We start from the raw sequence: 12,042 nt of genomic DNA on the forward strand, positions 1-12,042 counted from the left end.
ATTAAAAGTTAACATCGGTGACAGGATATGGGTACGCGGCTTAAATGGCAGCGGAAAAAGTACTTTGCTTAAAATTCTGGGAAAATATATTACTGCGGAGAATATAACTTTCCATGAGAATTTAAGTATTACGGAAATTTTCCAGGAACCTGTCTGGACTTCCGGTTTTGCAAAAGATTTCTTTATGGATGGTCCGGGGTTGGAAAAGTTTAAAAATCTATGCGAATGTCTGGATATAGATGCTGAAACATTAAAACGGCCAATCGAAACTTTCAGCAGCGGTGAAGTTAAAAAAATTGAAACCGCCAGAGCATTGGCTTTGGATAATCAATTGATTTTAATGGATGAACCCCTGAATTATATGGATGTTTATTTTAGAGAGCAGCTGGAGAAAGCGATTTTAACTTACCAACCTACCATTGTATTTGTTGAACATGATGAACGGTTCGGTTATAATGTTGCGACTAAGATTATTGATCTTTAAATAACCAGAAGAAACTTTATCTGTAAAACCGGAAGAAACACGCTTTGCCCTCGAATTATTGCAAGCACGCTTGCTAATGCTCACTATACTTTTCCCGAAATAAAAGGTATGGGATTATAAAATGAAATCCCATACCTTTTATATTAAGATAGTAAGCTATTAAACATGTAAAAAGTTAAAATTATTGAAAATCTTTCATATAATCCCCATGAGCTGCAATCAGTTCATCACACATATTTCTGATATCTTCCATATTAAGTTCGGCAGCAGTATGAGGGTCCAGCATAGCAGCGTGATAGATATGGTTACGGTCTTTGGTTACCCATGCTTCTATTGTTAAAAGCTGTACATTAATATTAGTCATATTCATGGCTGCTAATTGAACCGGAAGTCTTCCGACATGGCAGGGATTAATTCCCCTTGCATCTATCATACAAGGCACTTCAACACAGGCATCTGCTGGAAGGTTATCAATAAGACCGGTATTTAATACATTACCGCCAATTTTATAAGGTGTATTGGTAACAACTGCTTCCATTATGTAAGATGCATATTCCCGGGAACGTTTATGTGTGATTTGACCGTTATCAAGAATACGGGCACGTTCTTCTTCCCAATCAGCAATCTGTTTGATACATCTTCGAGGATATTCATCCAGCGGAATATTGAATTTATCAATCATTTCAGGGTATCTGGACTTAATAAAAAGAGGATTGTATTCTGAATTATGTTCACTGGATTCAGTACAGTAATATCCTAAATTTTTAATGTATTCATAACGTACCATATCGTTGTGTTTCTTTTCTGCATTCATTTTTAAAGCACGCTTTTTAATTTCAGGATATAAATCATTTCCATCTTTATCTTTAATATCAAGGAGCCAGCCCATATGGTTAATACCGGCTATTAACTCATTGCGGCCCTCTAATTTATCTTCCATATCAAGGTCTTTTAAAAGCCCTTCGGAACATACCTGAACGCTGTGGCAAAGTCCTACAGTCTGGATCTTAGTATAACGCTGCATATATCCAGTCAACATGGCCATAGGATTTGTATAATTTAAGAATAAAGTATTAGGGCAAACTTCCTCCATATCTCTTGCAAATTCTTCAAGAACCGGAAGTGTACGTAATGCACGCATGATACCGCCGATACCTAAAGTATCTGCTATGGTTTGTCTTAAGCCGAATTTTTTAGGTATTTCAAAGTCAGTAATGGTACAGGGATCATAACCGCCAACCTGAATAGCGTTAACTACAAAATTAGCATCTCTTAGCGCATCTTTACGGTTTTCTACACCTAAATAAGTCTTAATTACCGCACGGCTTTGATTTTCGTTTTTGTTGATTGCATCCAAAATAATTTTAGAATCTTCAAGTCTCTTTGCATCAATGTCATAAAGTGCTATTTCACTTTCGCAAAGTGCCGGGGTACACATACAATCACCCAATACATTTCTAGCAAAAACAGTGCTTCCAGCACCCATAAAAGTTATTTTAATCATAAAAACCTTCCTTTCATCTTGTTAAGAATGTAAAGTCATTATATAATTAGTAAGAGAAAATGTCTTTGAATTTTGTTTCCTTATCTTTGTTATTTTGTTGAAAAATAGGAATTGCTTTTTGCACCTAAAATCATGGTATATAAATACAAGGATCTAACTTAACAACTGTCAAATTAATAATTATAATACTGGGAGAATATCATGAAAAATACAATAAAGGGGCCAATTAACATCTATTATTGTGGGAAAGAAAAGTGTGCACCGGGACATTATTTCGGACCGGCAGTCAGACCACATTATTTAATGCATTTTATATTAAGTGGAAAAGGAATCTATCAGGTTGGAGATAAAGTATATGAAGTAAAAAAGGGCGGGGCTTTTTTAATTCTTCCGAATGAGATTACATATTATGAAGCGGACAAGAGTGAACCGTGGGAATATGCATGGGCAGCCTTTGACGGGGAAGAATCTGAAGAAATGCTTCAAATTGCAGGAATATCAAAATTAAATCTTGTTTGTAATATTTTAAAACTGGATGAGTGCAGTAATTATTTGGAGAAAATGATTGAAAGATTTCAAAATCCGGGATGTCATAATTATGAATTAATTGGTTTGTTTTATCTTGTTTTTTCAACAATAGCAAGAACGGAAACCAGAATAAAAAAAGTTCCGGAGCTGGGTTATCTGGATAAAGCCGTTTCCTATATCCGGCAAAATTATAGTTATGATATCAATGTATCTGATATTGCAAGGTATGTGGGGATTGACAGGACTTACCTTTTTAAAATATTTAAAAAATATAAGAATACCTCAGTGAAAAAATATCTTATTGAATATCGTATCCTTGCTGCTAAAGATATGATTGGTAATACGAAATATAACATGACAGAAATAGCCTTATCCTGCGGATTTTATGACTTACCGTCGTTCTGCAGGTCATTTAAGCAGCTGAGGGGTATAACTCCCACAGAGTACAGGAATAGGACAAATAAATCGGTACAATAAAAACTTGTCTTAATCAGCCATATTGTGTTAAGATAATACCAGTTTTTTGAAACGAACCAAAGATCTATTATATTAATGATTAAAATAACTTTTAATAAATAAAATGGTACCGCTTATTATAAGTAAAGCAATTACTGATTTCTTTACATTTTCCTCATTCATTTTTGAATCAACTTTAACCCCTATTATCATGCCTATTAGAACTGCCGGCGATAGAATTAGCGCAATATGTAGAATTTCTTTATTTAATATACCGGTATATAAATATAAGAAAAACCGGAATATATTATCTACTAAAAATACACAACAGATATTAGCTCGAAATTGCCCCTTATTATCCGTAGTTCGAATTATATAGGATACTAAGAGAGCTCCGATGCCATAAAGTCCGGCTAATACTCCGGAAAGAACACCAATAACAATTAGAACTACGGGATTCGTTTTTTTTATTTCATTCTCATTTGATTTCCTGGTTAGCATTTCTATTCCCAGACCAACTATAATAATACCTAAAGTAGATTTCAATACCCAATCTGTACCGACCTTTAATAAAAAAGTACCAGGTACGATTCCTGCTAACAGCATAAGGGATAAAGGAACAACCACTTTAACAGAGAGATTTTTTCGCTCTTTCCATACTATATAAATATTAGTGGGAACGCTAAAAATAAGGTCTATAGGTGTTGTCAATCTATTTGATGTTACAAAGGAAAATAATGAACTCATAACTAGTGTATTCCCGAAACCAGTAATAGCCTTAATAACATATGCGAATAAAGTAAAAATAAAAAGTAAAATATTTTGCATCTTTAGCTCCTAATTGTCTATATTCATTATTTTAGAAATTGTTACGTAGTTCTCAATGGGATATTTTAAAGTAAATCCAAATGGATTTCAAGAGATATTTTAAACATAATATTATAACTGGACAAAGAATACATATTCCAGTATAATTACTAAAGCTGACTTAACGAGGGAAAATGAATGGTAAAATTTAGCATCTTAGCATTAGGTGTATCAAACTTAAGAAAAAAATAACTGATAGGAAGTACTAAAAATGGATTTAAGAAAGAAAAAAATAGCGATAGCGTTAATGTTAGCAATGTTCCTAGGTGCAGTTGAGGGTACGGTTGTGACAACGGCGATACCGACTATTGCCAATGAACTCCATGGATTTGAGATTATTAGTTTAATCTTTTCCTCCTATTTATTAACATCTGCAATATCAACTCCAATATGCGGGAAACTTTCTGATTTATATGGCAGAAAAAATGTACTTTCTATTGGTATAATTATATTTTTAATTGGGAGTTTCTTATGTGGGTTATCGCAAACAATGTATATGTTGATTGGATTTCGTGCAATTCAAGGTATTGGGGCCGGTGCCGTATTTACCGTATCGTATACGATAGTAGGAGATGTATATGATATAGAAGAAAAACCGAAGATACAAGGAATTTTAGGAACCGTTTGGGGAATTGCCAGTCTTGTTGGTCCATTTTTAGGGGGTACTTTAATTGATGTACTTTCCTGGCATTGGATTTTCTTTATCAATATTCCATTTGGAATATTATCCATTATATTATTGCAAAGAAGTCTGAAAGAGGATTTTGATAAGAAAAAACATAACCTGGATTATGCAGGAGTAATCACTTTATCTGCAGCATTAATTTTATTTCTAAGCATATTTTTATCGACGGATATGAATAAACTATTTATTGGATTTTCTGTGGTGTTAACTATAATATTGCTGCTGATTTTTTATATGATAGAGAGAAGAGTAAAAGAACCGATTATACCTTTTGACATATTTAACAGGAACAGTACCTTAGTTAATAGTATCAGTCTATTTATAGCAGCAGTATTAATAGGTATTAACGTATATATCCCAATATATCTGCAGAATATACTGGGGTTAAGTGCTACCGTATCCGGATTAGCCTTAGTTTCCATGTCATTTTCCTGGCTCTTAGCTTCATTTGTATTAGGCGGGAGAATAGTCAAAAACGGTGAAAAGCAGGTAAATTTAATATCCGTAGTTATTTTACTGATAGGTATGCTATTACTTTCTACCTTAGGGATTAATTCACCTTTGGCATTGGTATTAGTATATGTATTTATAATAGGATTCGGATTTGGCGGAGCTTTTACCGTGTTAACTATAATCATTCAGGAATCGGTGGATTATACAAAGAGAGGTGCCGCAACCGCAGCGAATGCTCTGCTTAAGACGTTAGGACAAACAATCGGTGTAAGTGTATTCGGAAATTTATTTAACATTAATATAATTAAATATTTTAATCAAATAGGTTTAAAAGATATAAATCCCAATGATTTATATGGATCTGCCGCACAAAATTTATCAATTAGTGGCGAGCAGACAAAGCTTTCATTAAATAATTCAATGTCTGTTTTATTTATAACTTTTATCGTTTTAACCGGCATTTCGTTGATATTATCAGTTGTGTTGCCTGAAAAATCAACTGAAGTTTAACATAATAAAAGCTTTTCTAAAAATTCACTGATACACTTAATGGATTGGAGGAAAAGCTTTATTAAGCAGATACTTAATAATATTTCTAGAATCACATCTTTGGATTTATTCAGTAAAATGTTCATGTTTTTTCTCTTTTCTTATAAATGGATCAATAATTCATATTCTCATATATCCACCTTTATTCTGATTTCGTGTATATTTTTAAATCACATCCTATATATTTTTTAATATTGGCAATAATTTAGTCTTAATTAGTCATACAATAAGAGTGATAAATACACAAGATAAAAGATTGCATTACACTAAAATAAATGCAGTGTATCTGTTAAAACCGGGAAAATGATACAAATCCGTTAAAAAGAATATTTGAGGTGGTTAAACTATGAGGGCAGGCAGAAAATTGATAGTAATACTAATATTATTTATAATTATCTTTCTGTTTCTATATCTTATAAAACCATCACATATCATTACTGTCGGAAAAGAATATAATTTAGTTAAAAAAATATTAATTGAATCAGATCCTGATTTATTTGGTGAAAATAATTTGACGATTACGGAAAAAGAACTGAATCGTTTAATCGCCAAAGATGTCAGTGTAAAATTACAGAATAAACTGCCTAAAGGGATCATACTTAATGGTTTATATATTGAATTAGCTGAAAATAATATTGTCGTTAAAACTTCAATGAAAACTTTGAGTATTCACTTCGGTATAAACTTAGAGTTACAACCAATAAAAGTGAACGGTAAGCTGGCATTTAAAGTAAATGAAATTCATTTAGGGAGATTAAATCTTCCTTTAATAGTTTTAAAAATGAGTAAAACATTTCAAAATAATACTTATTTTATTAATGACAATATTAAAGCTATTAATTTAATCAATATAAGTGAGCTATATTGTTTCGAAAATAAATTAAATATAAACTATACCTTTAACCGGGACGCTATAATTAATACTTATATAGATCCTGAGCATAGGGAAGCTATACAGAGTTTTATGAAAGTATTAAACAAGAATCAGGATTCCAGGTTTTTTTTCAATGATCTATTAAAAGCTTTTATAACCATAAGTATGAAAGAAGATTTATCCAAAAACTTTACGAGAAAGATAAAAAAGGACTTTAATAGTTTGGATTTTAATACAAAAAAAGATCTCTTTTTCTTATTATTAAAGTATAATCTTCAAGTTATTAAGAACTTATTATGATAGGGATTGACCGAATTACAAAATAATTGAGAAAACAAATTGAAATAATAATAACCGGAAGTAACACGCTTTGTGAGCTTCTACGGTTCGCGTACGCCTTCGAATTATTGCAAGCCTGCTATTCTCACTTTGCTTTCGAGAAAATAAAAATATGGTTGCATAATACAACTGTTGTATGATATAATGCATTCAGACAGAGAAAAGAGGTGAATGGATGTTAAACCAAGGAAGCGAAACCTTGAGAGAACTATTGCGAATACTAGTAAGAAATTTAGGTATTCTAGAAAAAAGTGATGCCTCATGCTGCGGAGTGACTATTTCTCAATGCCATGCATTAGTTGAAATCGGAAGAGCTAAGAAAATTTCCTTGATTGATCTTGCTGAGTTACTTGAATTAGATAAAAGTACCATGAGCAGAACAATTAATAATTTAGTAGATGCTGAAATAGTAAAAAGGGAAACAGATCCAGAAAACAGGCGTTATATATCAATTCAGTTAACGGATAAAGGGACCGAGGTATTTAAAAGCATTGAAGATAATATGTTTGCTTATTACACCAGCATCTTTCGTTCCATTCCGGAGGATAAAAGAAATCAAGTTTTAGAAAGCCTGCAGATATTAGTTCAATCAGTCAAAGATAATAATTGCAGTTAAATAGCGTAACCGGTACTTTAAAATGGAATTAGTAAAGGTGCACATGAAAAAGCGCACAAAGGAGAGGAGAAATTATGGACTTCATAATAGATAATATGAAAGAAACAGATTGGCAGCAGGTTTCTGCCATATACTTAGCCGGAATTAAAACGGGAATTGCTACTTTTCAAAATGATATACCAACTTGGGAAGATTGGAATCGGGGGCATAATACGAATTGCCGTTTTGTTGCCCGTTCAGGAGATAAAATAGTAGGATGGGTAGCTATATCTCCTGTATCAAGCCGTTGTGTTTATGCCGGCGTAGCCGAAGTCAGTATTTATATTGGAGAAGAATACAAAGGAATGGGTGTTGGTACTGCACTTCTTAATAATTTGATTGATCAATCAGAAAAAGAGGGGTATTGGACTTTACAATCAGGAATTATTAAAGAAAATATACCAAGCAGGCAATTACATAAGAAATGTGGATTTAGAGAAATCGGTTACAGAGAACGTGTTGGAAAAATGGAGAACGGAAAATGGCATGATGTTATACTGGTAGAGCATAGAAGTAAAAACATCGGTAACTAAAGAATGGAGGAATTTGAATGTTATTATAATTTAATATAGATTTACATTTTAAACCCTTTAAAACTATTGGAAGTTTTAAGGGGTTTTGTCATTAAAATAGAGAAAAAAATATTAATTAAAAAGAGCAGCATATTGACAATTATCTATATGTTACATATAATGATGATATAGATAAATATCTATATCATTGAAATATTTCTATGAGAGGTGAATAGATGCAATACAATTATAGTGATTATGTGCCGATTTTTAAAGCCCTTGCTGATGAAACAAGATTAAAGATAATCGATATGTTATCCTGCGGTGAACTGTGCGCTTGTGATATATTAGAATCTTTTAATATTACTCAGCCAACACTCTCTTATCATATGAAAATATTAACCGAAAGCGGCCTGGTTTATGGCAGAAGAGAGGGTGCCTGGATGAAATACAGCTTAAATACGGAAAAAGTTAATGAGGTGAAAGAAGTATGGCACTTTATAACAACGGATAAGCAATCCTGCATTTGTAAAACTGTTAAGGAGGAGAATAAATGCGATTAATTATCATAGGTGCGGTGGCTTCGGGAACAAGTGCTGCAGCTAAGGCAAGACGAAATAGGGAAGATGCAGAAATCATAATATATGATAAAGGGGATTATATCTCTTATTCCAGTTGCGGTATGCCTTATTATATAGGCGGAGAAGTGGATAATGCAGAATTGTTGACGCCCAGAAATCCTGCATTTTTTAAGAGTAAATACAATGTTGATATTTTTACGAATCATGAGGTAATAGCTATAGACGGTAAAGTTAAAACGGTAGAAGTTAAAAATCTTGCTACAGGAGAAATCTTCATGGACAGCTATGATAAACTTGTGATTGCAACAGGAGCAAGAGCGTCTGTACCGCCGATAAAGGGTATCGAATATAAAAATGTATTTACACTTCGTAATATTGGAGATATGAATCATATAAAAGGTTTTATTACTGAAAATAATCCGAAATCTGCCGTTATTATCGGTACCGGATTTATAGGCCTTGAAGTGTGTGAGAACCTGAAAGCTCTTGGTATTGAGGTAACCCTGATAGAAAAACTTTCCCAGGTAACACCGGGGCTTGATACCGATATGTCGGTATATGTTGAGGACCATCTGAAAAAAAATGGCGTAAAAGTATTTACAGGTGTTACTGTACAGGAAATTAATGAGAAAGGTATTATGTTAGAGGATGGAAGAGAAATAAAAACAGATTTTATTCTGATTTCCACCGGAGTAAGACCAAATACGGAACTGGCTGAAAAAGCAGGAATAAAATTAGGTGTTACGAAAGCCATTGAAGTAAATGAGAAGATGGAAACAAACATGGAAGATATTTACGCTTGCGGCGATTGTATAGAACAGTTTCATGTTATAACCGGTAAAAAGGTATATCGTCCTATGGGCTCCACTGCAAATAAAACCGGCCGAATTGCAGGGGATAGTATTACCGGAGGTAATCTGAGATTCAGGGGAATATTGGGTACCGGAATATTCAAGGTTTTTGACTTGGCAGTTGCACAGACAGGTTTATCGGAAAGAGAAGCAAAAGCCGAAGGATATGAAGTAGTGGTATGTCATAATATAAAGCCAAATAAACCTGAATACATGGGTGGAAAAGAAATGATAATCAAGGGGATTGCCGATAAAGCAAGCGGACGGCTTTTAGGTGTACAGATCGTTGGTTATGACGGTGTTGATAAAAGAATTGATGTTTTTGTTACGGCAATTACTTATAAGGCTAAGGCAGAGGATTTATTCCATTTGGATTTAGCATATGCTCCGCCATTTTCCACAACGAAAGATCCGGTTATGTATACGGGAATGATTTTGGATAATGCAATTAATGGAAACAGAAAACTAATTACTCCAGATGAATTGGATACATTAATTAAGTCGGGAGAAAATTATAAACTAATTGATGCAAGAGTTGTGTCACAGTATGATAAAGATCATATTAAGACTGCTGAAAATATTCCTCACTCTAAATTAAGAAAAGCTCTGAATGATTTTGATAAGGATACGGTAACCGTAACTTACTGCAATAAAGGAGTTACCGGAAATGCTGCCCAAAACATATTGTTAAATCATGGATTTAAAGAAGTATTTAATCTCTCCGGAGGCCATAAACACTTTCGCAAGAATAAAAAATCATAGGAACAAAGATTTTATTTAATCATATAATATGTCTATATGCTCATATATCAATCTAATCATATAAGGGGGGAGTCAGTTTGGTAGAAATATTCAAAGCACTGTCAGAAGAAAGCAGATTAAGAATCTTATCATTGCTTTTAGATAGAGAAATGTGTGTCTGTGAAATTGAGTTTTGTCTTGAGATGTCACAATCCAATGCTTCAAGACATTTGACTGTCTTAAAACAATGCGGAATTCTTGATTACTATAAAAAAGCACAATGGGCGTATTATCGAATCAATGATACTTTTAAGCAGGAGAATATTGAACTATGGGATTATCTGCTTGTTAAGCTGAAACAACTTCCAACTTACCAGCTGGATTATGAGAAAAGTAAAAATTGCTCCAACGATATCTGTGATAAATAAAATCTTTTTCAAGGAGGATATTATATATGAGTGAACAAAAGAAAGGTAAATTATCTTTTTTAGACCGTTTTTTAACAGTATGGATTTTTTTGGCTATGGGTATTGGGATATTAGGTGGTTTTGCATTTCCGGAACTAGGCAAAACCTTGGAAGGAATGAGTACGGGTACCATATCTTGGCCAATTGCAATTGGTTTAATTATAATGATGTATCCGCCTTTGGCAAAAATCAAATATGAAAAAATTGGGGACGCAGCAAGAAATAAGAAAGTTCTTGTACTTTCTTTAGTTCAAAATTGGATTATTGGACCTTTGTTGATGTTCTTCCTGGCAGTTTTATTATTGCCGGATATGCCGGGTTATGCAGTTGGATTAATTATTATAGGGCTCGCACGCTGTATTGCTATGGTTATTGTCTGGAATACCCTGGCTAAAGGAGATAATGAATATTGCGCTGCACTGGTTGCATTAAATTCTATTTTCCAGATATTCTTATACTCATTTTATATTTATCTGTTTGTAACCGTTCTTCCAAAATGGCTGGGATTATCCTGGGGCGGTCAGGTTATTAATATTTCTATATTGGATGTGGCAAAAAGTGTACTGATCTATCTTGGGATACCATTTGCGGCCGGATTTTTAACCAGACTTGTGCTATTACGTGTGAAAAATAAGGAATGGTATGAAAATGTATTTATTCCTAAAATATCACCTCTAGCACTAATTGCATTACTTTATACAATTGTTGTGATGTTTGCATTAAAAGGTCAATTTATAGTAGCATTACCAATGCATGTTATACGAATTGCAATACCATTATTAATTTATTTTGCTATCATGTTTTTAGTAAGTTTTTATATGTCCTACAGACAGGGAGTTAATTATGAACAGGCAGTAACATTGTCCTTTACAGCAGCAAGCAACAACTTTGAGCTTGCTATCGCAGTCGCAGTAGCTGTTTTTGGAATCTCATCAGATCAGGCATTTGCAGCTGTAATCGGTCCGTTGATTGAAGTCCCGGTTATGATAAGTCTTGTTAACCTGGCACTTTATTTTAAAAAAAGATATTTTGATACAAATAAAGTTTATATAAAATAATATAGGAGGCTGCAGTATGAAAAAAATGCAAATATTTGAACCGGCAATGTGTTGTCCTACAGGTCTTTGTGGAGTTGGAGTAAATCCGGAACTGATGAGAATCTCAACAATACTTAATACACTGAAAAAGAATGGAATTAATATTGACAGGTATAATCTGACGAATACACCACAGGAATTTGTAAATAACAAGTTAGTAAATAATTGTTTAAAGGAAAAAGGTGTAGAAAGTTTACCAATTATCGTATTAAATGATGAAATTGTTATCACCGGAAGATATCCTACCAATGATGAATTTGTAAAATTACTTAACATCCCTAAAATTTATATTGGTGTAAAACCTAATTTAATGAATGCAAAAATTAAAAAGACTAGGGGATGCAGCTGTTCCGGAGGAGATTGCTAATTGTATGGTATATTTAAAAAACAAAATAGTTT

At 33.1% G+C, this 12,042-nt stretch carries 13 protein-coding genes; 11 read left to right on the plus strand and 2 right to left on the minus strand.

What is annotated here, in order from left to right; all coding sequences use genetic code 11:
• The first annotated feature begins 25 nt into the window (after nt 1–25).
• Complete coding sequence (locus Ana3638_RS25320; protein WP_246241163.1) at nt 26–484, plus strand: ATP-binding cassette domain-containing protein; 459 nt, start codon at nt 26–28, stop codon at nt 482–484.
• 181 nt (nt 485–665) lie between these two features.
• On the opposite strand, the gene melA is transcribed toward Ana3638_RS25320, so the two are convergent.
• On the minus strand, nt 666–1,988 hold the full coding sequence (melA, locus tag Ana3638_RS17010) for an alpha-glucosidase/alpha-galactosidase (RefSeq protein WP_161839102.1): 1,323 nt from the start codon (nt 1,986–1,988) through the stop codon (nt 666–668).
• 201 nt (nt 1,989–2,189) lie between these two features.
• Between melA and Ana3638_RS17015 the strand changes: the two genes are divergently transcribed.
• Nucleotides 2,190–2,993, plus strand: coding sequence for an AraC family transcriptional regulator (locus Ana3638_RS17015; RefSeq protein ID WP_161839103.1), 804 nt, complete (start codon nt 2,190–2,192; stop codon nt 2,991–2,993).
• A 72-nt stretch (nt 2,994–3,065) separates the two neighbouring features.
• Here Ana3638_RS17015 and Ana3638_RS17020 read toward each other — a convergent pair whose 3' ends face one another.
• On the minus strand, nt 3,066–3,800 hold the full coding sequence (locus tag Ana3638_RS17020; protein ID WP_161839104.1) for a sulfite exporter TauE/SafE family protein: 735 nt from the start codon (nt 3,798–3,800) through the stop codon (nt 3,066–3,068).
• A 250-nt stretch (nt 3,801–4,050) separates the two neighbouring features.
• On the opposite strand from Ana3638_RS17020, the gene Ana3638_RS17025 reads away from it, so the two are divergent.
• From Ana3638_RS17025 to arsD, 9 genes are all read left to right on the plus strand, one after another.
• Complete coding sequence (locus tag Ana3638_RS17025; protein ID WP_161839105.1) at nt 4,051–5,487, plus strand: MDR family MFS transporter; 1,437 nt, start codon at nt 4,051–4,053, stop codon at nt 5,485–5,487.
• 385 nt (nt 5,488–5,872) lie between these two features.
• Nucleotides 5,873–6,700 carry a hypothetical protein gene (locus Ana3638_RS17030; RefSeq protein ID WP_161839106.1) on the plus strand — a complete coding sequence of 276 codons (828 nt, stop codon included), beginning with the start codon at nt 5,873–5,875 and terminating at the stop codon, nt 6,698–6,700.
• 214 nt (nt 6,701–6,914) lie between these two features.
• Entirely contained in the window at nt 6,915–7,355 is a 441-nt protein-coding gene (locus tag Ana3638_RS17035; RefSeq protein ID WP_161839107.1) for a MarR family winged helix-turn-helix transcriptional regulator, read from the plus strand.
• Nucleotides 7,356–7,429: 74 nt separating this feature from the next.
• Nucleotides 7,430–7,927, plus strand: a complete 498-nt coding sequence (locus Ana3638_RS17040) for a GNAT family N-acetyltransferase (RefSeq protein WP_161839108.1) — start codon at nt 7,430–7,432, stop codon at nt 7,925–7,927.
• A gap of 215 nt (nt 7,928–8,142) precedes the next feature.
• The gene (locus tag Ana3638_RS17045; RefSeq protein ID WP_161839109.1) at nt 8,143–8,469 is read left to right on the plus strand and encodes an ArsR/SmtB family transcription factor; all 327 of its coding nucleotides are present in this window, start codon (nt 8,143–8,145) and stop codon (nt 8,467–8,469) included.
• A complete protein-coding gene (locus Ana3638_RS17050) occupies nt 8,460–10,100 on the plus strand; it encodes an FAD-dependent oxidoreductase (RefSeq protein ID WP_161839110.1) in 1,641 nt (546 codons plus the stop codon). The genes Ana3638_RS17045 and Ana3638_RS17050 overlap by 10 nt, the downstream gene beginning before the upstream one ends.
• Nucleotides 10,101–10,177: 77 nt before the next feature.
• Nucleotides 10,178–10,507 carry an ArsR/SmtB family transcription factor gene (locus Ana3638_RS17055; RefSeq protein ID WP_161839111.1) on the plus strand — a complete coding sequence of 110 codons (330 nt, stop codon included), beginning with the start codon at nt 10,178–10,180 and terminating at the stop codon, nt 10,505–10,507.
• Nucleotides 10,508–10,533: 26 nt separating this feature from the next.
• Nucleotides 10,534–11,604, plus strand: coding sequence for an ACR3 family arsenite efflux transporter (arsB, locus tag Ana3638_RS17060; protein WP_161839112.1), 1,071 nt, complete (start codon nt 10,534–10,536; stop codon nt 11,602–11,604).
• A 16-nt stretch (nt 11,605–11,620) separates the two neighbouring features.
• The gene (gene arsD, locus Ana3638_RS17065) at nt 11,621–12,010 is read left to right on the plus strand and encodes an arsenite efflux transporter metallochaperone ArsD (RefSeq protein WP_161839113.1); all 390 of its coding nucleotides are present in this window, start codon (nt 11,621–11,623) and stop codon (nt 12,008–12,010) included.
• Nucleotides 12,011–12,042: the final 32 nt, after the last annotated feature.

It is taken from the genome of Anaerocolumna sedimenticola, assembly GCF_009931695.1.
GTDB classification, from domain to species: domain Bacteria; phylum Bacillota; class Clostridia; order Lachnospirales; family Lachnospiraceae; genus Anaerocolumna; species Anaerocolumna sedimenticola.